The organism is Anaerosalibacter massiliensis (genome assembly GCF_024623155.1).
GTDB lineage: Bacteria > Bacillota > Clostridia > Tissierellales > Sporanaerobacteraceae > Anaerosalibacter > Anaerosalibacter massiliensis.
Genome location: NZ_JANJZL010000001.1, coordinates 348932 through 372477, shown reverse-complemented (window position 1 = coordinate 372477; position 23546 = coordinate 348932). Strand labels below are relative to the sequence as shown.

Sequence of the window (23546 nt, the reverse complement as noted above, 5' to 3'; positions counted from 1 at the left end):
CTAAATAATGAGCCTAAGAATATAGGATGATTTGTCAACGTGGTTTCCCTCGACGAATTATTCGATATTCTTTAAGATTAACTAGGCAATATCATATTTGTCTTTTAACTTAGTAACCATTTCTTCTGATGTTTTAAAATTTAATACATATTTAGCAGTATTATTATATTTGTATTCATGCCTTGCAACTGCCTTTATTAACTGTTTCTTACTATAAAAAGTGTGTCTATTATATAATATCTTGATCTACCCTATGGCTTCTTTCGACTCTACCATTTTGCCAAGGGGAATAAGGTCTTGTTCTTCTTAATGACATTTTTAACTGTTTTATAGCATTTTCAAATGAGTTCTTTTTATCTGTTCTTTCATCATCATTTGCAAATTCTGTCCCATTATCCGTTTGAATTGTATGTATCCTAAAGCCCATTTTAGATTCTAATTCTCTAAGAAACTTTGCTGTTTCATAAGTACTTTTTTCTTTATTTCTGTAACATATCTATTGTAACCTTATAAGATGTACTTCAAACACAAGATCCTTTATAGCATAAATAAAAATTGTTGAATAATTTTTATAAACTTAATTTACAGTATTTGAATATATTAATAATCGTTATGTCACTAAAATCATTTATAGGCATTAGCCTAGTATAAAAAATCAAAATAGTTATTTTATTTCATTGATATTTATCCAATTTACTGATATTTCTTTTATCATACAGTTAGCATCTATTACAGCTCTATTTGTTTTTGAAAATTTTCTATATTTTATCATTAAAAATGGATTCTTTGATAGTTTTTGTATGCAATAAAAAGAAAATTATAAAAATATTGAAAATTGTTTAAAGTGCCTGTATAATTGTATATATTTATCAATTATTCAAATTAAATAGAAGGAGGTTGAGAGCAAATGATTTATTCAGTCATAATAGTTACTTAAAAATTAAATTAGGGGGGATATGTAAAATGAAAAAAATTTAACCAAAATAACAACTATTATTTTATTAGTATTTTCTATGACACTAACAAATTTTTCAATGATTGTAAGAGCAGCTGAACCAAAGGCACAAGGAATACAGGAGGTGGAAGCATCTACTGTTAAAGAAGAAGTAAAGGATATAAAAGAGTCGATAAATCTACCGACATTAGAAAATATAGACAATTTAATAGACTCGGCAGAAGAAGTTAAACAAGAAGAAGATGTGGAGAAAATGCCTCCATTAAAGTTCCCGGAAATTAACACTATGAGTATTAAAGAGGGAAATAATTATCCAATTATTTTAGTTCATGGTTTTATGGGTTTTGGAAGAGATGAATTGTTAGGATATAAATATTGGGGTGGAACAGTTGATCTTCAAGAAAAATTAAATGCCTCAGGCCATAAGACTTATACAGCAACAGTAGGACCAGTATCTAGTAATTGGGATAGAGCTTGTGAACTTTACGCTTACATAGTAGGTGGAACAGTAGATTATGGAGAAGCTCATGCAAAAAAATTTAAACATAATAGATATGGAAGGACATATCCAGGTATATATAAAAATATAAGCAATGAAAATAAAATACATTTAATAGGTCATAGTATGGGTGGACAAACTATACGTACACTTACACAGCTGTTAAGTGAAGGCAGCAAAGAGGAAATAAATTGTGGACAAGAAAATATTTCACCATTATTTGAAGGAGGAAAGCATTGGGTTCATAGCATTACTACTATATCTACGCCTAATGATGGGACAACCTTATCAGATCTAATACCAGCAAAAGATTTATTAAGTTCTGCATTTGGTGCATTAGGAGCAATAACTGGTAAAAATAAGTTATTCAGCGCAGTATATGATTTTAAATTAGATCAATGGGGATTAAAAAAACAAAAGGCAGAATCTCAACGTGATTATATTAAAAGGGTTTTAGAAAGTGGTATTTGGAATAGGACAAAGGATATATCAACTTATGATTTATCCACAAAAGGTGCACAAGAACTCAATACATGGGTAAAGGCTCAACCAAACGTATATTATTTTTCCTGGATAACGCAAGCAACTAAAGAATCTAAACTTACAGGTCATTCCGTAGCACAAATTGGTCCAATGAATCCTCTATTTTATCCAACAGCAAACTTAATGGGTAGATATTCACGTAATAAAAAAGATCTTCCTATCATTGATAAGAAATGGTTTCCAAATGATGGTGTTGTAAATTGTATTAGTCAAAATGGACCTAAATTAGGTTCTAATGATGTTATTGAGCAATATAATAGCGGAGCTAAAATAGGACAATGGAATGTAATGCCTAGAATTATAAATACGGATCATATGGACATAGTAGGTACATTTGGTAACGTTAAAGACTGGTATATTGACTATGGAAACTTTTTAAGTAAATTGCCAAGATAAATAGATGAAATAATAAGATAAAACTAGCTTATTATATTTATGATAAGCTAGTTTTTTATACTGAAATTTACTTATACTAATTCGCGCCATTTATTTTCCATTAAAGGTGGTACATAGTTTTTCATTTGTTTGATTAATTCTAAAGGAGTGTCTGAAACTGAAATAAGCTTAATATTTGATTCATTCATGAAACCTTCAGTACAAGTGTTTTTAATCATATGTAAAAGAGGATCAAAGAAATTTGATATATTTAATATGACAATAGGCTTTTTATGAATACCAAGCTGAGCTCAACTAGATACTTCAAATAGTTCTTCAAAAATACCAAGCCCACCAGGAAGTGCTATAAATCCATCAGAAAGCTCAGCCATAGTTTGCTTCCTTTCATGCATGTTTTCAACTTCAATAAGTTTAGTCAAATTTTTATGAACCATTTCACCTGAGAAAAGCCCTTTAGGCATAACCCCAATAACTTTTCCGTTATTTCTTAAAACTTCATTTGATATCTCACCCATAAGGGCTATTCTTAAACCACCATATACTAATTCAATTTTGTTTTCAGCCAATATTTTACCTAGTAGTTTAGCACTTTCTTTATATTCAGAGCGTAAATCTAGATTAGAGCCAGAATAAACACAGATTCTTTTCATAAAAATTACCTCCTATAATGATGTTTTGTTGATAATGTGAAGTACAACTAAAGGATAAGATAGTAACCATTGCGGACTTGCTGCTGGAGAGATGGAACTAATACATCAAACATGATATCTCATCCTAAAGATCTATCTGATGAACTCATATATGCTATGAGGGATTGTAATAAAGTATGTAAACACCTACATTTGCCAGTTCAATCAGGTAGTGATAAAACATTAAAGAATATGAATAGAAAATATACTAAAGAAAAATATTTAAGACTTGTCGAAAAGATTAAAAATAAAATACTAGGCATTGCATTAACTATAGATATGATTGTAGGTTTTTCTGGCGAAACTGAAAAAGATTTTAAAGAAACTTTAGACTTAGTAAAGAAAGTTAAATATGATTCAACTTATACTTTCCTATACTCCATGGTATATTGAAAGGAGGAGCTATGAACAAATTTAAATCTAACCCATTTTATATGAAGGTATTTGGAGATTATACATTATTTACAGACCCTATGACAAAAGGGGGAGGAGAGAAGTTTACTTATCAGGTGCCAAGTTACCAAGCCTTAAAAGGGATAGTGGAGGCATGTTATTGGAAGCCTACATTTTATTATGTCATTGATTCTGTAAAGGCTTAAAGGTTTATCCTAAATTTTAATAAATGCCATGGAGAATTTACTACCGCAGTAGTTTTTGTACGGAGTCTATTATAGAGACCGATAAATCAAAATTTTAAGGAGGAAGTTATGAAAAAAACAGCTGTATTTTTATATGATAAATGTTGTCTTTTTGAGTTGACAGTGGCTTTAGAAATGTTACAGATGGCTCAAAAACCCATTACCTACTTTGCCACTGAATTACAGCCCATTCGTTCAGAAGAAGGTTTATTAGTTAAAGCAGATTGTACTTTGGAAGAATTGAATGTTAATGAGTATGATTCCCTTTTATTAACAGGTTCTTCTGATGCGAGAGGAGCAGTGGAAGATGTGAAAGTGTTACAATTTATCGATAAGTTTTACAAGAAAGAAGCTTTAATTGGTGCAATTTCTATCGCGCCTATATTTCTGCTAAAATTGGGACATTTGAAAGGTAAGCCCTTCATGATAGGTGTGGAAAAACACCATCTATATGAAGAAGGGGTGACGGAAGAGGATATGATACAAATGATAGGATGGAAGGCAGCTTGTGACGGTGCTGTTCCGGAAAAATATCTGAAAGCTGACAATATCATAACCTCTGTAGCTTTCGGATTTCGTCAATGGGCAATAGCTATCGGAAAAGAACTAGGTATTCCAGTTTATCCAGGATCTTTTGATTTAGAGAAAGAGTGATTTGTTTCTGTAAAATTTGATAAGTCTATTTACATTTTTCTATCAAGTTTATTTATAATAGACTCATACAAAAACTACTGCAGTAATTAATATTTTGATTCTAGGAAATAAGGGTTCTAAAGCGAAGTAATAATATTATAGATGATATATTTTCAAAATCCATTTATGATAGTTGTAGAGACGGGGCATAGTTCCCTACAATGCTTAGTAAAAGATTTCATGTTAGTCATAATAAATTTATGGGAATATTTTATCTTACAATACATGATAGGTATTTTATTTATAAATATTTGAATAAAACGTGTTAATACCAAACATGTAGTGTAAGTAATAAACATTAATTAAAGGATTTTTGGAATTTAGTAGAAAGCATTATCCTTGAATATAAGGAAAGAAAAGAATGGTTAAAAAATCATGGCATAAGAATGGATTTGTAGTAGAAAATAAGTTGGCATTTTTAGCCAACTTATTTTTATACATTGAATCTGAACAATACTACATCTCCATCTTGTATTATATAGTCTTTGCCCTCTAGGCGAACAAGGCCTTTTTCTTTTGCTTGAGTATTTCCACCTGCATTTATTAAATCTTTATAGTTTATAACTTCTGCTCTTATAAATCCTCTTTCCATATCTGTATGAATTTTTCCAGCAGCTTCAGGTGCTTTTGTTCCTTTTTTTATAGTCCAAGCTCTTACTTCTTGAGGACCAGCAGTTAAAAAGCTCATAAGGCCTAGTAGATCATAGCTAACTCTTATAAGTTTATCAAGTCCTGATTCTTTAAGTCCTAGTTCATCTAAGAATATGGCTCTTTCTTCTCCTTCTAGTTGAGCAATTTCTGATTCTATCTTTGCAGATATAATTACAGTTTTTGAATTTTCCTTTTTTGCATATTCTCTTACTTTAATTACATAGGGATTATCTTCATACCCATCTATTAAATCCTCTTCTGAAACATTGCACACATATAAAACCGGTTTCAATGAAAGGAGATTTAAGCTTTTTATAATACTATGTTCTTCTTTTGTAAAATCTAAGCTTCTAAGGGATGTACCTTCTTCAATATTTTTTTTAATTCTAGATAAAAGTTCATATTCTTTCTTGTAGCTTTTATCTCCTTTTAAATCCTTTTCTACTTTGGCAAGTCTTCTATCTATAACTTCTAAATCAGAAAGCATAAGCTCCAAATTTATAATTTCAATATCGTTTATAGGATCTATTCTTCCTTCTACATGAGTTACATTTTCATTTTCAAAGCATCTGATAACTTGAATGATAGACTCTACTTCACGAATATGTGAAAGAAATTTATTGCCTAAGCCTTCACCATTACTAGCCCCTTTTACTAAACCAGCAATATCGAAAAATTCAATAGTAGCTGGAGTGATTTTTTCTGGATTAACAAGCTCAGCTAATTCATCTAATCTTTCATCTGGCACAGGAACAATACCTACATTTGGTTCTATAGTGCAAAACGGGTAATTTTCTGCATCTGCCTTTGCAGCTGTTAATGCATTAAAGAGAGTGCTCTTTCCTACATTTGGTAGTCCTACTATTCCTAATTTCATTCCAATCTTCCTTTCGAGATTAAGTTGTTGTGTCATAAAACATTATATATTATGGTTTTTATTTATTCAATATGGAGTAGAGAATTTAAGGTTTTACTTTACATAGATTTTACTTTGTCTTAACTTGAATTTAACTATTTTAAACTAATATAAAATTGTAATAAGAAACGAGAGGAGAATGCAAATGAAAATTAGTAGCTTTAAGAAAGTAATATTAATCTTGTCTTTAGTATTAGTGATTTCTGTAGTGCTATCTGGTTGTAATAGTGATTCAAAAAAAGAGACTAATTCTGAAAGTAAAGGTTCAGAGTTAAAAGGGACGGTAAATATTGTAGGTTCTACATCTGTATCATTGTTGGCAGAAGAGTTAGGAAAAGAATTTAGTAAAAAAAATCCAGAAGTAAAGGTAAATGTACAAGGAGTTGGTTCTACAGCAGGAATTAAAGCTACAATTGATAAAACAGCAGATATTGGTATAAGTTCAAGGGATTTAAAAGATGAAGAAAAGAAGTCTGGAATAAAAGAACATATAATAGCTTACGATGGCATTATAGTAGCAGTACATCCTGAAAACAAAGTGGAAGATTTAGATATGGATACTATAAGTAAAATATTTACTGGGGAAATAAAAAATTGGAGTGAAGTTGGTGGAAGTAATGAAGAAATTTTAGTGGTTTCTAGAGAAGAAGGCTCAGGTACAAGAGGAGCTTTTGAAGAAATATTGGATTTTGATTCAGTTAGAGAAGATGCTCTTATCGCTGAAGGAAATGGAGCAGTTAAGGCCAATATAGCAAGTAAGAAAAACTCAATAGGATATTTGTCCTTATCTTATTTAGATGATACAACAAAAGGTCTTAAAATAGGCGGAGTAGAAGGAATAGTAGAAAAAATTAAATCTGGAGATTATAAAATTTCAAGACCATTTTTAATGCTTACAAATGGAGAGGAAGATTCTCTAATAAAAGAATTTATAGATTTTGTACTAAGTGAAGAAGGTCAAAAGATAGTAGGAGAAAAACAGATTACTGTGAAATAAATGGTGGGTACTAGAATTTAAATTTAATTAGTGCCAGTTCACGGATTTTAATTTATTAGGTCTTTCTTCCGAAAAAGCTTTGGAGAAAATAGGACTTAAATTTCATAAAACCCTATCGCGAATGATGGTTATTTTCTAAATTGATTGAAAATCAATTTCACAGGTTTTGTGAAAAACTTCTTCTCTATTTTCTAACCAAAGGCTTTTTAAGTCAATAGACCTAATAAATTAAAATTCTATAGCTATGTTATTTATTTTAAATATATTAATTCTAATGGCACAAAATGTGAGCAAATAGAAATAAAAGATGAGTGACTTAAAAAGTTTTGCCATGAAATAATCTGAATAAAATAGAAAATGCGTTAAGAAATTTTCACTATTTGAGCGAAGCGAGTTTGAAAATATTTAGCATTTTCTATTTTATGAGGATACTATTTCATCAAAACTTTTTTCGGAGCGAATTTTTATTTCTATTTGCGAAAATTCGCATTATGTTAAAAGAAAGTGTATATCTTATTATTTTAAATCTATGGATTGGTACTAATTCAAAAGAACTATACTAATTTAAAAAGAGGTGTAATATATGACCAAATCTAATTGGCAAGAAAAACTAAATGAAAAATTATTTTTAATAAGTGCACTAATTTCTATTATTTTAGTTTTTAGTATTACATTATTTATATTTATAAAAGGTGTACCTGCAATAAAAGAAATTGGGCTGAAAAGTTTTATATTAGGAACTAAATGGAAGCCTGGAAATGGTCAATATGGAATCTTACCTATGATACTAGGCTCAATATATGTAACTATAGGAGCTTGTATAATAGGAGTGCCTATAGGGGTATTTACAGCTATATATTTAAGTGAAATGGCTAATAAAAAAGTAGCGGATTTTTTAAGAAAAGTTGTAGAGTTATTAGCAGGCATACCTTCAGTAGTTTTTGGTTTCTTTGGACTTGTAACTATAGTTCCTATCATAGATAAAATATTTGGTGGAGGGGGAAATAGTCTTTTGGCTTCTTCAATAATACTTGGGATAATGATTTTGCCAACAATTATAAGTATTTCTGAAGCCTCTATGAGATCCGTTCCTAAGGAATATAAAGAAGGAGCATTGGCATTAGGCTCAACCCATTTAGACAGTATTTTCAAAGTAATATTGCCCTCTGCAAGTTCTGGAATATTTGCTTCTATTGTATTGGCATTAGGTAGAGCAATAGGTGAAACTATGGCTATTATATTAGTATCAGGTAATACTCCATTAATTCCTCATTCTGCTTTTGACAGAGTGAGAACATTGACTTCCAATATAGCCATAGAAATGGGATATGCGTATGGACTCCATCAAGAATCACTTTTTGCTACAGGTGTTATTTTATTTGTGTTTATAATGCTTATCAATGGAGTATTTATAGCATTTAGTAGAAAAGTAGGTGAAGCTAATGACAGATAAAAGTTTGCAATTGACAGGTAAAAGTTTACAAAGAAATCAAATAAATATTAAAAGTTTAAAAGAAAAATTTATTAAAGGGCTCATTTATTTTTCTGTATTTTTAACCTTTGGAATAGTTTTATGGATACTTGTTCATATAGTATTTAATGGATTTGTAAAGGCTAATAAGATGAATATTCTTAGTGGAGATGAAAGTATTTTACCTATTCTCATGAATACTTTTTATATTGTAGTATTAGCAGTATTTATTTCTACTCCTATAGGTATTTGGACAGCTATTTATTTAAATGAATATGCTGGAAAAAGTAAATTAGTCCATTTAATACGTTTTGCTATTCAAAGTTTGGCTGGCATACCTTCTATAATATTTGGACTTTTTGGAATGATTGTTTTTGTTGTAGGATTAAATCTTAATTGGTCTATACTTTCAGGGGCTTTGACCCTTAGTATTATGATTCTTCCTATAATAATTAAAACTACTGAAGAAGCTTTAAAAACAGTACCTCTATCTATAAGAGAAGGAAGCTTGGCATTAGGAGCTTCAAAACTTAGAACTATAAAAGGTGTGGTCATTCCTAGTGCTCTTCCTGGAATAATTATTTCGATTATTTTAAGTATAGGTAGAATAGTAGGAGAGACGGCGGCAGTTTATTTAACAGCTGGAATGGTACCTAGGTTAGCTGGTAGTCCCTTAGAATCTGGGAGAACTTTATCAGTACATTTATATATTTTAGCAAAAGAAGGAGTTTCTTTTGAAAGTGCTTATTTTACAGCTACTATTTTAGTTATATTTATATTATTTGTAAATATGATTTCAAATAAATTAGCTAAAAAGTATAACAAAAAGTTAAAAGGGAATTAAGGGGGAGTCATAATGAATAGCAAGATAATTGTGGACAATTTAAATTTTTATTATGGAAATATGAAAGTGCTTAATAGTATAGATATTTCCTTCTATGAAAATAGTATAACTGCTTTAATAGGACCTTCTGGATGTGGAAAGACAAGCTTTTTAAGAATATTAAACAGATTAAATGATACTGTATCTAATGTAAAAGTAGAAGGGAATATAGTATTGGATGGAACAGATATATATAAAGATATGGATCCTATAACTCTTAGAAAAAAGGTAGGAATGGTATTTCAAAAGCCAAATCCCTTTCCTATGAGTATATATGATAATGTAGCCTATGGGCCTAGGGTTCATGGAATAAAGAAAAAAAATGAATTAAATGAGATAGTTGAAAGGAGTTTAAAATCAGCTTTTCTATGGGATGAGGTAAAAGATAGATTAAATAAATCTGCATTGAGCCTTTCAGGAGGTCAACAACAAAGACTTTGTATAGCTAGAGCGTTGGCAGTGGAACCAGAGGTTATACTTATGGATGAGCCTACTTCTGCCCTTGATCCTATAGCCACATCAAAAATTGAAGATTTAATAACTACTTTAAAAGAAAATTATACAGTTATAATAGTTACTCACTCTATGCAACAGGCGGCTAGAATTTCAGATTATACGGCATTTTTTCTTTTAGGTAAATTAGTTGAGCATGAGAAAACTAAATATATTTTTGAATCTCCAAGGGATAAGAGAACTAAGGACTATATCACAGGCATGTTTGGCTAAAAGGCATAAATATGCCTGTGTTTTTTTAATATTTTTTGTTTTAAATGGAATAATAAAGTTTAAAGGAGGTTTTTTAATGAGGAAGATTAGAAGAAAGTTACTAGGTTTACTTATTATAGTTACAATAATGTCTTTATTTGCCATTGGATGTAAAAAAACAGATATAGAAAATTCAAAAGAAGAGCCAGAGAAAAAAGATGTAAGTACAAATATAGGAGGAAGTAAAAATAAGGAGTTAGTAGATAGGGGAGAAAATATTGCAGATAATTTAGTAGAGCTAATAGGTATAGAAGGAGCGACAGCAATAATATATGAAAATCAGGCTATAGTAGCTGTGGAGATAGCTGATAGTGTTGAATTAAATGAGGAATTGATTAATATGATAAAAGAAACTGCTATGAAAGCTGATGGACAAATAAAAGATGTTAAACTAATTGCAGATGACAAAACATTTGATATAATAGATAATATAGCTCAATCACTTATTAAAGGAGATAGTGTTAACAACTATAATACAGAAATAAATAAGATAGTTAAAAGGGCAAGATAATTGAAAGATATAGTCAAAACCTGGTCTTATGACTAGGTTTTTTCATATAATAACTAATAACTTATATTTTTATATTTAAATATGGGTAATATAAAAATAAATGGGTTAAGGAGGTAATTTTGTTGGCACCAATAAATGAAAGAATGAATATAGGTAAAGGAATAAATTTAAATCTAATTAAAACTAATAAGTTTAAATCAAATTTAGTAAGTCTTTATATGGAAATGCCTTTAGATAAGGATGATGTTACAAAGAATGCATTGATTCCCTTAGTTCTAAAAAGAGGTACGAATAAATATACTACTAATTTAGATATTGAAAGAAAATTGGAAGAATTATATGGAGCAGAATTCAGCTTAAATATTAATAAAAAAGGGGAAAGGCATGTATTAAGATTTACCATAGAAAGTCCAAAAGGTATTTATGTAGAAGATGAGAAATATTTTTATGATGTAATTGATTTTTTAAAGGAAATAGTATTTAATCCATATCTAGAGGAGAATAGTTTTAGTAAGAAATATGTAGAGCAAGAAAAAGAAAATTTAAAGAAAATAATAGAAGGAAAAATAAATGATAAAAGATCTTATGCTATAACTAGATGTATAGAGGAAATGTGCAAAAATGAAAAGTTCAGTATTTATGAATATGGTTATGTAGAAGATTTAGATTCTATTAATAATCAAAATTTATATAGCCGCTACGAATATATTTTAAATACTAGTCCTATAGAAATATTTTTTATTGGAGACTATGATGACAATATTGTAGAATATATGGAAGATACATTTAGAATAGATAGAGAAAATATAGTAGATGTTCCTAGGGAAAAAATTATAAATGGAGTACAGACTAAAAATATGGTCCGTGAAGATATGTCAATAAGCCAAGGAAAATTAGTAATGGGTTACAGAACAAGCATTCCCTATGAAGATGATCTCTATAATGCATTATTAGTTGCTAGTGAAATATTAGGTGGCGGGCCAAATTCAAAACTATTTAGAACTGTGAGAGAAAAGGAAAGCCTTGCATACTATATAGGTTCTATGGTATATAAATACAAATCTATAATGCTTATAGATGCAGGTATTGATTTTGATAAATATGAAAAGACATTGGAAATAACTAGAGGACAAATAGATGAATTGAAAAATGGAGTATTTACCGATGAGGATATAGAAATTGCGAAAAAATCTATAGTTACTTCTTTAAAATCTGTAACAGATAGCAATTATTTAATATCTGAATTCTTTTTAAGTCAAATATTATCCAATGACAATAGTACTATTGATGAAACAATAGAAAGCATTTTAAATGTGAATAAAGAAGAGATAATAGAAGCTTCTAATAAAATAAACATAGATACAATATACTTTTTAAGAAATGAAAATCTGTAATCTAGGAGGTATATACTTTGGATAAGAAAATATATAAAAACCAAAAAATAGATGAAGAAATGTTTTTCTATGAATCAGAAAGTGGCCTTAGAGTCTATTTAGTGCCTAAAAAAGGATATATGAAAAAACATGCTGTATTTGCAACTAAATATGGCTCAAATGACAATAAATTTATCCCTATAGGGAAAAAAGAAATGATTGAAGTTCCAGAAGGAATTGCTCATTTTCTAGAGCATAAATTATTTGAAGAACCAGATGAAAATATATTTGATCAGTTTTCAAAATTTGGTGCTAGTGTGAATGCCTATACAAATTTTAATCAAACAGCATATCTTTTTTCTTGCACTGACAATTTTTATGAAAGCTTGGAACTTTTAATTAAATTTGTTCAAAATCCATATTTTACTGATGAGAATGTAGATAAAGAAAAAGGTATAATAGCTCAGGAAATAAAAATGTATGAGGATAGTCCAGGATGGAAGGTGTTTTTTAATTGTTTAACAGGAATGTATCATAATCATCCTGTCAAAATAGATATAGCAGGTACTGTGGAAAGTATTCAAAAAATTGATAAAGAAACTCTTTATACCTGCTACAATACATTTTATCATCCTAAAAATATGGTTCTATTCTTAGTAGGAGATATATCTTTTGATGAAGTAATAAAAGTAGTAGAGAAATCTGAAAAAAAAGATATTAAAAATAATATAGAAGAAATAACTCGTATATATTCTGAAGAACCAAAGGAAATTAAAGAGAAATACATAGAGGAAAATTTAGTTACCTCTATACCTATATTTACTATAGGTTTTAAAGATGATGATGTAGGATTAGATGGAAAGAAATTAGTGAAAAAAGAAATTGCTACAAATATATTATTAGATATGTTATTTGGAAGAAGCTCTAAATTTTATCAGGAGCTTTATAATGAGGGACTTGTAGATAGTAGTTTTGGTGGACAGTATATTGGGCACAAAAGCTATGGGCATTCTATTATAGCGGGTCAATCATATAAGCCAGAAATAGTGCTTGAAAAGACAAATTTGTATTTAGAAAATATGAGAAATAAAGGATTAAATAAAGAAGATTTTGAAAGGATTAAAAAGAAAAATATAGGATCTAATATTATGGGCTTTAATTCAATAGATTTTATAGCTAATAATTTTATAAATTATTTATTCTTAGATTTTTCCTTTATTGATTATATAGATCTCTATGATTCCATATCCTTTGATGATATATCAAATAGATTTAATAATCACTATAGAAAAGATAATTATACATTATCTGTAGTAAAACCTGTTTAAATTCTTTTAAATTTTTCTATTTTATGTTATATTTAGGACGTAGGTATAGAAAGGGGGTTAATATATGGACCCTGTAGCTTTTAAAATATTTGGAATAGAGGTAATGTGGTATGGAATACTTATTTCTTCTGGTATCATAATAGGTGCAATACTTGCGTTTAGAGAAGCAAGAAGAGTGGGCTTTGATGAAGAAACATTAATAGATCTATTATTATATGCTATTCCCCTCTCTATAGTAGGTGCAAGAATATACTACGTAATCTTTAGTTGGGATTATTATGGCAATAATTTAAAAGAAATTTTCCACATGAGAGGTGGAGGATTAGCAATACATGGAGCTATTGCTGCTGCAGTAATAGTGACTGTGATATTTTGTAAGAAGAGGAAAGTAGATTTCTGGCAGGTAACAGATATAACTGCCCCAAGTATTATACTAGGTCAGGCTATTGGCAGATGGGGAAATTATATAAATCAGGAAGCTCATGGAGGACCGACAGATTTACCTTGGGGAATTATAGTTGATGGTGTAAAAGTTCATCCTACTTTCCTATATGAATCATTGTGGAATTTTATAGTTTTTTTCTATTTAATTTGGTATAGAAAAAACAAAGAAAAAGTAACAGGAGAAACTTTCCTATTGTATTTGATATTATATTCTATTGGAAGGTTTTTTATTGAAGGGCTTAGGACTGATAGTTTAATGCTAGGACCAATTCGAATAGCTCAACTTGTAAGCCTATCACTTATAGCTGTTTCTATATTGATTTTTTTCTACAGAAGAAAAAAATTATATAGGATTTAAAAGAGCAGCATATATTCTGCTCTTTTTTAATGTCTAAAAATAGCAAAATTACATTTATTATATAGATATTTAAACATTATTATAGTTTTTATGGAGTAGTAAAAAAAAGCTATTTAAAATCTAATTAAAATAGGACGGAAGTCCTAGATATTATTTAGATTTTTTTTATTTTTTTGAAGGATTTTACGAATAATTATAGAAATAAATAAGTGTGGAGTAAAGTGGTGAGAAGTGGGAGGTAGTGTAATCATTTTTTGGGGTGGATAAAATGTTTATTGGAGAATACCAACATAATTTAGATAATAAGGGAAGAGTTATTATTCCCTCTAAGTTGAGAGATGGACTAGGGGACAATTTTATAATGACTAAAGGATTAGATAACTGTTTATTTGTCTACCCAAAATCTGAATGGGGTATATTAGAAGAAAAGTTGAAATCACTACCTTTGACTAGCAGAGATGCTAGGGCATTTGTAAGATTTTTCTTTTCAGGAGCTACTGAATGTGAATTAGACAAACAGGGAAGAATCCTCATTCCTGCAAATTTAAGAAATCATTCAAAACTAGAAAGAGAAGCTGTAATAATAGGAGTTGGTACAAGAGTAGAAATTTGGAGTAAGGAAGAATGGGATATATACAATGAAGATGATAGTTTAAGTTATGAAAGTATAGCAGAAAAGATGGCTGAATTAGGGATATAAAAAATATATGGGAGTTGATAGATTGAATTTTGAACATATTCCTGTAATGCTTAATGAAGTACTAGAAGGACTTAATATAAAGGATGATGGAGTATATATAGATGGTACCTTAGGAGGTGCTGGTCATTCAATTGAAATTGTTAAAAGACTTAGTACAGGTAAGCTAATTGGGATAGATCAAGATGAAAATGCAATAAATAAATCTAAGGAAGTTTTATCTGATTATAGTGATAATGTGATTTTTGTACATGATAATTTTAAAAATATGAAAAATATATTAAATGAACTTGGGATAAAGAAAGTTGATGGGATACTTTTAGATTTAGGGGTATCATCTCATCAATTAGATGAAGAAGAAAGAGGTTTTTCATACAACAAAGATGCTCCTTTAGATATGAGGATGAATAGGGAGAGTTCTTTTTCAGCTTGGGATGTAGTTAATAAATATAATGAAAGACAATTAGAAAAAATTCTTTGGGACTTTGGAGAAGAAAAATGGGCAAAAAGGATAGCTAAATTTATAGTGGAGGGTCGTAAAGAAGGTCCAATAGATACTACATATGAATTAGTATCTATTATAAAAAAAGCTATACCAAAACAGGTAAGAAGTAAAGGTGGACATCCTGCAAGAAAAACTTTTCAAGCTATCCGTATAGAAGTAAATAGCGAATTGGATATTTTGAAAAATAGCATTTTAGATGCAAATAGCGTTTTATATGAAAAAGGGAGATTGTGTATCATTACCTTCCATTCATTGGAGGATAGGATAGTTAAAGATACATTTAAATATTTAAATAAAGATTGTATATGTCCACCAGAGTTTCCAATATGCAATTGTGATAAGAAAAAGGAATTGAAAATTTTAACAAGGAAACCAATAACACCTAGCAAGAAAGAAATAGGGACAAATCCAAGATCTAGAAGTGCTAAACTTCGAATAGGAGAGAAAGTTTAGTGTTCTAATTTTAGGGAGGTGTGAATAAATTTGTTAGTAGCTAAACGGGAAGAAAACCATTATTATACAGAAAGAAATAAGACGAGAAAGCCGAAGAAAAATAATAAAAATAAAAAAAATAAATCTAATGATAAATTGAAATTTTTACTTTGTGCAACTATAATATTATTAACTTGTCTATTTATTTTATTAAGATATACTTATATCACAAAAATGAGACTGGAAGTATCAAAACTGGAAAATGAAAAGAATCAATTAGAGAAGGAAAAACAGGAGGCAGTAGCTGAACTTGACAGAGTTAAAAGTGCTTCTAAAATAGAAGAAGATGCAAAGGTAAAGCTTGGCATGGATTATCCTACAGATGAACAAGTAGTTTATGTATCTATTGATGAACAAGGAATTAAAGATAATGAAGATAACAAAGAAGCAAAAGAAAAAGATGAGTTTTTTATAGTTGGGTATTTAAAAAATATGATGGATATAATATTAAAGAAATTCTAGGAGGTTCGGGCAAATGCCAGCACCTAGCAATAGGACTAAAAAACGATTAGTAATTATATTTTTTGTTGTATCATTTTTTGTTTTCGTGCTTATATTAAGATTAGGATATTTACAAATTGTAAAAGGTGAAGAGCTAAAAAAAGGTGCATTAGAACAATGGACTAAGGGTATTGATATAAAACCAAAAAGAGGAGTAATATATGATAGAAATGGCAAAAAAATGGCTATGAGCATTAGCTCTTACACCGTATGGAGTAGTCCAGCTGATATTAAAAATTCTAAAGAGACTGCTAAAGTAGTAGCTGAAATATTAGATATGGATGAAAAAGAGATTTACGAAAAAATAACCAAACAGCAGAGAGTAGAGAAAATTAAACAATGGATAACTAAAGAAGAAGCCGTAAAACTTAGAAAAGCTAATTTACCAGGCATAGAAATTATTGATGACAATAAAAGACATTATCCTTATGGAAATTTTGCAAGCCATATAATTGGATTTACAGATATTGACAATAATGGTTTATATGGTATTGAAAAAGTTTATGATAAATATTTAAATGGGACACCAGGAAAGTGGATAAAAACTACTGATGCAAAGGGAAGACAACTTCCATATGGTGGTGAGAAATTATATGAAGCAGAGGATGGCTTAAGTGTAGTACTTACTTTAGATGAAACTATACAGCATTTTGCTGAAAAGGCAGCATTAGAATCTCTTTTAAAGAATAATGCAAAAAATGTATCTGTTATTGTAATGGAACCTAAATCAGGAGATGTTTTAGCCATGGTTACTAAGCCAGATTATGATCCAAATAATCCAAGAGAACCAATAGATGAAGAAATAAAAGCACAGTGGAAGGATTTACCACATCAGGAACTTGAAAAAAGATGGTATGATATGTGGAGGAACTTTGCTATAAATGATGCATATGAACCGGGTTCTACTTTTAAGATCATAACAGCAGCTGCTGGTTTAGAAGAAAATGTGACAACTCCAAAGACAAGATTTCATTGTGGAGGTCAGATTAAAGGTATTCCAGGAGCAAATATAAAATGTTGGAGATGGTATAATCCTCATGGAAGTCAAACTTTTAAAGAAGGAGCTCAGAACTCCTGTAATGCTGTTTTTGTAGATGTAGGTAGAAAATTAGGAAGCGAAAAAATGCTTAAATATGTAAAAGCATTTGGATTTGGAGAAAATACGGAAATAGATTTGACTGGAGAACAGGCAGGAATTGTGCCAACAAATCCTAAAAATATGAAGGAGGTAAATCTTGCAACCATGTCTTATGGTCATGGAATTGCAGTGACTCCTATTCAACTTGTAACGGCTGTTTCAGCTGTAGCAAATGGTGGAGATTTAATGAAGCCTAGATTGGTGAAGGAATTGATAGATGAAGATGGAAAGGTTGTGCAAAGTTTTAAGCCAGAAGCTAGAAGAAAAGTTATATCTAAAGAGACTTCAGATACTCTATTAGATATACTAGAATCCGTAGTATCAGAAGGTACTGGTAAAAATGCTTATGTGCCTGGGTATAGAATAGCTGGAAAAACTGGAACAGCTCAAAAAGTAATAGATGGAAGATATGCTCCAGGTAAATATATTGCCTCTTTTGTGGCAGTAGCACCGGCAGATGATCCTAAGGTAGCTGTATTAGTAGTAGTGGATGAACCAGGTGGTGCAAGCTATTATGGAGGAAGTACTGCGGCTCCCACAGCTAGCGAGGTAGTTGAAGAAACATTGAAGTATCTAGATGTAAAACCTAAATACACTGAAAAAGAAAAAGAAGAACTGGCTAAAACAGTAGAAGTTCCAGATGTAAGAAATAAAAATATAGTAGATGCAGGTAAAATGTTGACAAAACTTGGTTTCAAATATAATACGGAAATACCAAATATTACAGAGGATGCAATAGTTATAGATCAATTTCCATTGCCAGGAACTAAAGTTAATGAAGGTTCTATTGTAGACTTATATTTTAATGAAAAGGGGAAAGAATCTAATGAGAAGATAATGCCAGATTTAAGTGGAAAGAATAGAGAAGAAGTAGTTAAAATTTTAGACGGTTTGAATGTGAAATATAACTTTAATGGAAATGGCATAGTAGTTGATCAAAAGCCTGAAGCAGGAATAGAAATTGATGAAAATATAACTGTAGAAGTTGAATTTTCAGATACTAAAGAGTAATATAGTAAAGGGCGACTTTTAAAGTTGCCTTTTAATTAATTTTTATAGTGGATCAGGTTTTAGAGAAGGATTTATTCTTAACTAAATACTGGATAATATAAAGGTATGTGCAAGAAAACTGAAGAGGTGAAAAGATGAAGATAAAAAACTTAATCGAAGGATTAGAGATAGAAAAAATTCATGGAGATTTGGAAAAAGATATAAAGGGAATTGGCTATAATTCAAGAAAGATTGACTTGGATTATTTATTTGTGGCTATAGAAGGATTTGAATCTGATGGTCATAAATATATACAAGAAGCAATAGAAAGAGGTGCTATTGCTTTAGTTGTTGAGAAGGATATTAAATTAGATAGAGAAGATATAACTATAATTAGAGTAGAAGATGGTAGAGATAGTTTAGCTAGAATAAGTTCAAATTTTTATGGAAAGCCATCACAAAATATGAAGGTTATAGGAGTAACAGGGACTAATGGAAAAACTTCTATAACTTATTTAGTTAAGAGTATATTAGATAGAGTCAACAAAAATACTGGAGTAATCGGTACTATGGGCAGTGTTATAGATGGAGAAGTATTAAGTACAGAAAATACAACTCCAGAATCATTATGGATACAAAGATATCTCTATACTATGCTGAAAGAAGGTACAAAACATTGTGTTATGGAAGTTTCTTCCCATTCTCTAGATTTAAAAAGAGTAGAATATTGTAATTTTGATATAGGGGTATTTACAAATTTAAGTAGAGATCATTTAGATTATCATAATACTGTAGAAAATTATTTTAATGCCAAATTAAAATTATTTTATATGACAAATAAATGCAATATAATTAATATAGATGATAAATATGGAAGAAGGATAATAGAAGAAACTAAGAATTTAGATATTTCTACAATTACTTATGGAATAGAAAAAAAATCTACTATATATGCTACAGACATAGAATATCATTTAAAAGGTGTAGATTTTAAATTAAATACACCTAAAGGTTCAATAGACATATCTTTTAATATTCCTGGAGAATTTAGTGTTTACAATGCATTGGCAGCTGCTAGTGTTGCATATTGTTATGGAATAGATCTAAAGGGCATAAAGGAAGGGTTGGAAGCTGTAGAAGGAATTAGAGGAAGATTTGAAATAGTTCCTACCAATGAAGATTTTTCGGTTATAATAGATTTTGCACATACTCCAGATGGACTTGAAAAAGTCTTATCCACAATAAAAGAATTTGCAGAGGGAAGAATAGTAGCTGTTTTTGGTGCAGGTGGAAATAGAGACAGAACAAAAAGACCTATTATGGGAGAATCAGTAGGGAAATATGCTGATTTTCTAATTGTAACTTCTGATAATCCTAGAAATGAAGAGCCAATGAGGATTATTGATGATGTAGTAGAAGGAGTTAAGAAAGTTAATAATAATTATATAAAAGTTGTAGATAGAAAAGAAGCTATAGAATATGCTATAAAAAATGCCAAACCCAAAGATATTATTTTGCTTGCAGGAAAGGGCCATGAGACATATACTATTATTGGCAATGAAGTTCTTCCTTTTGATGAAAGACAAATAGTTTTAGATTTTTTAAAGGAAATAAAGAATTAATTTATATATACTAGAGAGGAGAAAAAATAATGGTGGATTATACTGATACAATACGTACTATTGTTATTTCTTTTATTATAACTGTTATATTAGGGCCTATATTAATACCTGTTTTAAGAAAAATGAAAATTGGGCAAAGTATTAGAGAGGAAGGTCCAAAAACTCATTACAAAAAAAGTGGTACTCCTACTATGGGTGGAATTATTATGGTGATTGGACTTTTAATCACTATATTGACTTCAGGCATGTTAAATAGCGATATGTATATTTTACTTTTATCTACTTTTGGTTTTGGACTTATAGGATTTATTGATGATTTTATAAAAGTTGTAAAGAAAAGATCCTTGGGACTTAAACCCTATCAAAAGTTAATTGGTCAATTTGTTCTAGCAGCATTATTAGCTATTTATCAATCTAATACATCTATGTTAGGTACGAAGATAATTATCCCATTTGTAAGCAATAAATATTTGGATTTAGGAATGCTTTATATACCTTTTATAACATTTGTAGTAGTAGGTACTGTAAACAGTGTTAATTTGACAGATGGACTAGATGGATTGGCTACGGGAGTAACTTTAATAGTGCTATCTTTTTTTGGCCTAGTTTCTTTAAATTGGGGAATGGATAGTCTTTCTGTATTTGCTTCAGCATTAACTGGTGCATGCCTTGGGTTTTTAGTTTATAATGCATATCCTGCTAAAATTTTTATGGGTGATACAGGCTCTATGGCCTTAGGAGGAGCGGTATCTGCACTGGCAGTGCTTTTGAATTTACCCTTAATAATTCCTATTGTAGGAGGAATATATTTTGTGGAGGCATTGTCAGTAATAATACAGGTAACTTCTTATAAATTAACAGGAAAGAGAGTTTTTTTAATGAGTCCTCTTCACCATCATTTCGAACAAAAAGGATGGTCAGAAACTAGAGTTGTTGCAGTTTTTTGGATTACAACTGTTATACTTTGTTTGATTGGAGTAGCTAGTATAAATTAATTTTAGAAAGATAGGTGTTTTATATGGAGTTAGAAAACAAAACTGTACTCATATTAGGTTTAGGGATAAGTGGAGTATCAACTGTCAAAGCTTTAAATAAATTAGGGGCTGATATTATAATAAGTGATTTAAAGAAGAAAGAAGAGCTAGAAGAATTTTTAGAGGATATATCTCCCTACCCTGTAAAGCTTTTTTTAGGTACTAATGATATTCCATTAAATAATGTGGATTTAATTGTTAAAAGCCCTGGGATACCTTTTGATATACCAATAATTGAAAAAGCTAAAAAACTAGATATTGAAGTAATAAATGATTTAGAATTGGCTTACAGAATTATTCCTAAGAACAAATTTATAGCGATAACTGGAACTAACGGAAAAACTACTACTACTACATTGACAGGAGAAATTTTCAAAAAAGCTGGATATAGTTGTCATATTACAGGGAATATAGGAGTAGGAATACTTTGGGAGGCTGTGAACTCTAAAGAAGAAGATATATTTATAGTAGAAGCAAGTAGTTTTCAATTAGAAAGTACCGAAAAATTTAAACCTAAAGTAAGCACAATTTTAAACATAACTCCAGATCACATAAATTGGCATAAATCTTATAAAAATTATATCGATTGTAAGAAAAAAATATTTAAAAGTCAAGATGATACTGATTTTACTGTACTTAACTATGATGATGAGATATTAAGAAAATCAAAAGATAGTATAAACTCAAATATTATATGGTTTAGTGTAAATAATAAATTAGATGATGGAGTATATATTGATGGGGAAGATATAGTTATAAAAGATGGGGAAGAAGCTATTAAAGTTCTACCTTGGAAGGAAGTTAAGATGCCGGGAAAGCATAATTTAGAAAATGTACTATCCAGTATAGCTATAAGTTGGTCAATGGGCATAGATATAGAAGTTATAGAAGATGTTTTAAAAAATTTTGAAGGATTGGAACATAGAATAGAATATGTGACTAGTATTAAGGGTATAAAGTTTTATAATGATTCAAAGGGAACAAACCCAGTTTCTAGTATAGAAGCTATAAAGGCATTGGAAGATTCAATAATTCTTATAGCAGGAGGTAAGGATAAAGAATCTGATTTCGATGAATTTGTAGAAGTTTTTAAAGGTAGATTAAAATATTTAATTCTTTTAGGTGAGACTAGCAAAAAAATTAAAGAAACTGCAATTAAACATGGGTTCAATAATATATATATAGTAGGAAGTATAAAAGAAGCAGTTAATAAATCTTTTCAATTAGGAAATAGTGGAGATAAGATTCTACTTTCACCAGCTTGTGCTAGTTGGGATATGTATAAAAGTTTTGAAGAAAGGGGAAAAGATTTTAAGAAGGCTGTTTACAGTTTAAAGGAGGATTAGATAATGGCAAGAAAAAGGGCTAGTGACTTTACTTTACTTATATCTACCATATTATTAGTATTTATTGGTATAATTATGGTATTTAGCTCTAGTTGGCCAGATGCACTTCATAAATTGAAAGATGGTTATTATTTTTTAAGAAAGCAACTAATAGCAAGTTTCTTAGGATTGATAACTCTAGTTTTTTTTATGAATTTTAATTATAAAAAATTAAATAAAATAGCTTTACCTATTTTCATAATGTCTTTGCTTTCTGGATTGCTTATTTTTACACCTCTTGGAACAGAATTTCATGGAGCTAAGAGATGGGTTAAGGTAGGAGAATCATTTACTTTTATGCCTTCAGATATAATCAAGCTAGGAGCTATAATATATCTATCATCTTTATTAGCAAAGAAAAAAGATGATATTGAAAGCTTTTGGAAAGGGATTGTTCCTTCTCTAATTATTATAGGCTTGTCCTGTGGTTTGATTTTCCTACAAAGAGACTTTAGTACAAGTTTCACATTAGCTCTTACACTTTTAAGTATTATGTTTGTTGCCGGAACTAAGATGATCTATTTTGGAGGCCTTGTGCCGATAGGAGTACTAGGAGTCTACAAGGCTATATCAGGAGAAGAATTTAGATCTTTAAGAGTTAAAGCTTTTTTGGATCCCTTTGAGCATAAACTTGGGTATGGATGGCAAGCAGTCCAATCTCTATATGCCCTAGGTTCTGGAGGTTTATTTGGCTTAGGTCTAGGAAAGAGTAGACAAAAATTTTTCTATATACCAGAGCCTTATAATGATTTTATTTTTTCCATAATTGGGGAAGAACTTGGTTTCTTAGGTTCTCTTACAGTTATAATGTTGTTTTTATTAATTATATGGAGAGGTATTAAAATTGCTTTAAATATTGAAGATTTATTTGGATGTTTATTAGCTTCAGGAATTACGGCTCTTATTACCGTTCAGACCCTTATACATCTAGCAGTAGTTACATCTTCCGTTCCTACTACAGGGATTCCTTTGCCTTTAGTTAGTTATGGTGGAACATCTTTAATTCTTTATATGGGTTCTATAGGTATACTTCTAAATATATCAAGACATACAGAATTGGATAGGAGTTGAA

General features: G+C 29.8%; 22 protein-coding genes and 1 pseudogene. 20 read left to right on the top strand and 3 right to left on the bottom strand.

What is annotated here, in order from left to right; genetic code table 11:
• Nucleotides 1-229: 229 nt before the first annotated feature.
• A complete protein-coding gene (locus tag NSA23_RS02165) occupies nucleotides 230-427 on the bottom strand; it encodes a hypothetical protein (RefSeq protein WP_257490082.1) in 198 nt (65 codons plus the stop codon).
• 586 nt (nucleotides 428-1013) lie between these two features.
• Here NSA23_RS02165 and NSA23_RS02160 point away from each other — a divergent pair.
• A complete protein-coding gene (locus NSA23_RS02160) occupies nucleotides 1014-2393 on the top strand; it encodes an esterase/lipase family protein (protein WP_257490081.1) in 1380 nt (459 codons plus the stop codon).
• Nucleotides 2394-2464: 71 nt separating this feature from the next.
• Here the strand turns inward: NSA23_RS02160 and NSA23_RS02155 are convergent.
• Nucleotides 2465-3043: pseudogene (locus tag NSA23_RS02155) on the bottom strand (LOG family protein).
• 111 nt (nucleotides 3044-3154) lie between these two features.
• Between NSA23_RS02155 and NSA23_RS02150 the strand changes: the two are divergent.
• The 3 genes from NSA23_RS02150 (at nucleotide 3155) to NSA23_RS02140 (ending at nucleotide 4374) form a co-directional block, all read left to right on the top strand.
• The gene (locus NSA23_RS02150) at nucleotides 3155-3475 is read left to right on the top strand and encodes a radical SAM protein (RefSeq protein ID WP_257490080.1); all 321 of its coding nucleotides are present in this window, start codon (nucleotides 3155-3157) and stop codon (nucleotides 3473-3475) included.
• Between the two features lie 11 nt (nucleotides 3476-3486).
• Nucleotides 3487-3681 (top strand): CRISPR-associated protein Cas5, encoded by a 195-nt coding sequence (gene cas5, locus NSA23_RS02145; RefSeq protein ID WP_257490079.1) that lies wholly within the window; start codon nucleotides 3487-3489, stop codon nucleotides 3679-3681.
• 108 nt (nucleotides 3682-3789) lie between these two features.
• Nucleotides 3790-4374, top strand: a complete 585-nt coding sequence (locus tag NSA23_RS02140; protein WP_042681453.1) for a DJ-1/PfpI family protein — start codon at nucleotides 3790-3792, stop codon at nucleotides 4372-4374.
• 472 nt (nucleotides 4375-4846) lie between these two features.
• On the opposite strand, the gene ychF is transcribed toward NSA23_RS02140, so the two are convergent.
• On the bottom strand, nucleotides 4847-5941 hold the full coding sequence (gene ychF / locus NSA23_RS02135; RefSeq protein ID WP_257490078.1) for a redox-regulated ATPase YchF: 1095 nt from the start codon (nucleotides 5939-5941) through the stop codon (nucleotides 4847-4849).
• A gap of 184 nt (nucleotides 5942-6125) precedes the next feature.
• On the opposite strand from ychF, the gene NSA23_RS02130 reads away from it, so the two are divergent.
• The 16 genes from NSA23_RS02130 to ftsW all read left to right on the top strand — a co-directional run bounded on the left by NSA23_RS02130 (nucleotide 6126) and on the right by ftsW (nucleotide 23545).
• The gene (locus NSA23_RS02130) at nucleotides 6126-6977 is read left to right on the top strand and encodes a phosphate ABC transporter substrate-binding protein (protein ID WP_257490077.1); all 852 of its coding nucleotides are present in this window, start codon (nucleotides 6126-6128) and stop codon (nucleotides 6975-6977) included.
• Between the two features lie 583 nt (nucleotides 6978-7560).
• Nucleotides 7561-8430, top strand: coding sequence for a phosphate ABC transporter permease subunit PstC (gene pstC, locus NSA23_RS02125; protein WP_257490076.1), 870 nt, complete (start codon nucleotides 7561-7563; stop codon nucleotides 8428-8430).
• The gene (pstA, locus tag NSA23_RS02120; RefSeq protein WP_042681462.1) at nucleotides 8420-9292 is read left to right on the top strand and encodes a phosphate ABC transporter permease PstA; all 873 of its coding nucleotides are present in this window, start codon (nucleotides 8420-8422) and stop codon (nucleotides 9290-9292) included. Before pstC ends, pstA begins: the two co-directional genes overlap by 11 nt.
• A gap of 12 nt (nucleotides 9293-9304) precedes the next feature.
• Nucleotides 9305-10057: a phosphate ABC transporter ATP-binding protein PstB gene (pstB, locus tag NSA23_RS02115; RefSeq protein WP_257490075.1), complete on the top strand. Its 753-nt coding sequence runs from the start codon at nucleotides 9305-9307 to the stop codon at nucleotides 10055-10057.
• Between the two features lie 76 nt (nucleotides 10058-10133).
• Nucleotides 10134-10607 (top strand): YhcN/YlaJ family sporulation lipoprotein, encoded by a 474-nt coding sequence (locus NSA23_RS02110; protein ID WP_042681465.1) that lies wholly within the window; start codon nucleotides 10134-10136, stop codon nucleotides 10605-10607.
• A 122-nt stretch (nucleotides 10608-10729) separates the two neighbouring features.
• The gene (gene yfmF / locus NSA23_RS02105) at nucleotides 10730-12001 is read left to right on the top strand and encodes an EF-P 5-aminopentanol modification-associated protein YfmF (protein ID WP_050069792.1); all 1272 of its coding nucleotides are present in this window, start codon (nucleotides 10730-10732) and stop codon (nucleotides 11999-12001) included.
• 17 nt (nucleotides 12002-12018) lie between these two features.
• Entirely contained in the window at nucleotides 12019-13308 is a 1290-nt protein-coding gene (gene yfmH, locus NSA23_RS02100; protein WP_257490074.1) for an EF-P 5-aminopentanol modification-associated protein YfmH, read from the top strand.
• A gap of 64 nt (nucleotides 13309-13372) precedes the next feature.
• Nucleotides 13373-14110 (top strand): prolipoprotein diacylglyceryl transferase, encoded by a 738-nt coding sequence (lgt, locus tag NSA23_RS02095; protein WP_042681467.1) that lies wholly within the window; start codon nucleotides 13373-13375, stop codon nucleotides 14108-14110.
• Between the two features lie 268 nt (nucleotides 14111-14378).
• Nucleotides 14379-14810, top strand: coding sequence for a division/cell wall cluster transcriptional repressor MraZ (gene mraZ / locus NSA23_RS02090; protein ID WP_042681469.1), 432 nt, complete (start codon nucleotides 14379-14381; stop codon nucleotides 14808-14810).
• Nucleotides 14811-14832: 22 nt separating this feature from the next.
• The gene (gene rsmH, locus NSA23_RS02085) at nucleotides 14833-15765 is read left to right on the top strand and encodes a 16S rRNA (cytosine(1402)-N(4))-methyltransferase RsmH (RefSeq protein WP_257490073.1); all 933 of its coding nucleotides are present in this window, start codon (nucleotides 14833-14835) and stop codon (nucleotides 15763-15765) included.
• Between the two features lie 30 nt (nucleotides 15766-15795).
• Nucleotides 15796-16266 (top strand): FtsB/FtsL family cell division protein, encoded by a 471-nt coding sequence (locus tag NSA23_RS02080; RefSeq protein ID WP_257490072.1) that lies wholly within the window; start codon nucleotides 15796-15798, stop codon nucleotides 16264-16266.
• Nucleotides 16267-16279: 13 nt separating this feature from the next.
• Complete coding sequence (locus tag NSA23_RS02075) at nucleotides 16280-18454, top strand: stage V sporulation protein D (RefSeq protein ID WP_257490071.1); 2175 nt, start codon at nucleotides 16280-16282, stop codon at nucleotides 18452-18454.
• Nucleotides 18455-18588: 134 nt separating this feature from the next.
• Nucleotides 18589-20055 (top strand): UDP-N-acetylmuramoyl-L-alanyl-D-glutamate--2,6-diaminopimelate ligase, encoded by a 1467-nt coding sequence (locus tag NSA23_RS02070; RefSeq protein ID WP_257490070.1) that lies wholly within the window; start codon nucleotides 18589-18591, stop codon nucleotides 20053-20055.
• 29 nt (nucleotides 20056-20084) lie between these two features.
• Nucleotides 20085-21050: a phospho-N-acetylmuramoyl-pentapeptide-transferase gene (gene mraY, locus NSA23_RS02065; protein WP_257490069.1), complete on the top strand. Its 966-nt coding sequence runs from the start codon at nucleotides 20085-20087 to the stop codon at nucleotides 21048-21050.
• Nucleotides 21051-21073: 23 nt separating this feature from the next.
• Nucleotides 21074-22435, top strand: coding sequence for a UDP-N-acetylmuramoyl-L-alanine--D-glutamate ligase (gene murD / locus NSA23_RS02060; RefSeq protein ID WP_257490068.1), 1362 nt, complete (start codon nucleotides 21074-21076; stop codon nucleotides 22433-22435).
• 3 nt (nucleotides 22436-22438) lie between these two features.
• Nucleotides 22439-23545, top strand: a complete 1107-nt coding sequence (ftsW, locus tag NSA23_RS02055; protein ID WP_042681482.1) for a putative lipid II flippase FtsW — start codon at nucleotides 22439-22441, stop codon at nucleotides 23543-23545.
• Nucleotide 23546: the final 1 nt, after the last annotated feature.

Coding starts and splice junctions, on each gene's coding strand:
- NSA23_RS02140 (WP_042681453.1), top strand. CDS start 3,790: ATGAAAAAAACAGCTGTATTTTTATATGATAAATGTTGTCTTTTTGAG.
- NSA23_RS02160 (WP_257490081.1), top strand. CDS start 1,014: ATGACACTAACAAATTTTTCAATGATTGTAAGAGCAGCTGAACCAAAG.
- ftsW (WP_042681482.1), top strand. CDS start 22,439: ATGGCAAGAAAAAGGGCTAGTGACTTTACTTTACTTATATCTACCATA.
- pstC (WP_257490076.1), top strand. CDS start 7,561: ATGACCAAATCTAATTGGCAAGAAAAACTAAATGAAAAATTATTTTTA.
- NSA23_RS02075 (WP_257490071.1), top strand. CDS start 16,280: ATGCCAGCACCTAGCAATAGGACTAAAAAACGATTAGTAATTATATTT.
- mraZ (WP_042681469.1), top strand. CDS start 14,379: ATGTTTATTGGAGAATACCAACATAATTTAGATAATAAGGGAAGAGTT.
- lgt (WP_042681467.1), top strand. CDS start 13,373: ATGGACCCTGTAGCTTTTAAAATATTTGGAATAGAGGTAATGTGGTAT.
- NSA23_RS02150 (WP_257490080.1), top strand. CDS start 3,155: ATGATATCTCATCCTAAAGATCTATCTGATGAACTCATATATGCTATG.
- NSA23_RS02110 (WP_042681465.1), top strand. CDS start 10,134: ATGAGGAAGATTAGAAGAAAGTTACTAGGTTTACTTATTATAGTTACA.
- NSA23_RS02165 (WP_257490082.1), bottom strand. CDS start 427: ATGGGCTTTAGGATACATACAATTCAAACGGATAATGGGACAGAATTT.
- NSA23_RS02130 (WP_257490077.1), top strand. CDS start 6,126: ATGAAAATTAGTAGCTTTAAGAAAGTAATATTAATCTTGTCTTTAGTA.
- mraY (WP_257490069.1), top strand. CDS start 20,085: ATGGTGGATTATACTGATACAATACGTACTATTGTTATTTCTTTTATT.
- cas5 (WP_257490079.1), top strand. CDS start 3,487: ATGAACAAATTTAAATCTAACCCATTTTATATGAAGGTATTTGGAGAT.
- murD (WP_257490068.1), top strand. CDS start 21,074: ATGGAGTTAGAAAACAAAACTGTACTCATATTAGGTTTAGGGATAAGT.
- ychF (WP_257490078.1), bottom strand. CDS start 5,941: ATGAAATTAGGAATAGTAGGACTACCAAATGTAGGAAAGAGCACTCTC.
- pstA (WP_042681462.1), top strand. CDS start 8,420: ATGACAGATAAAAGTTTGCAATTGACAGGTAAAAGTTTACAAAGAAAT.
- NSA23_RS02070 (WP_257490070.1), top strand. CDS start 18,589: ATGAAGATAAAAAACTTAATCGAAGGATTAGAGATAGAAAAAATTCAT.
- pstB (WP_257490075.1), top strand. CDS start 9,305: ATGAATAGCAAGATAATTGTGGACAATTTAAATTTTTATTATGGAAAT.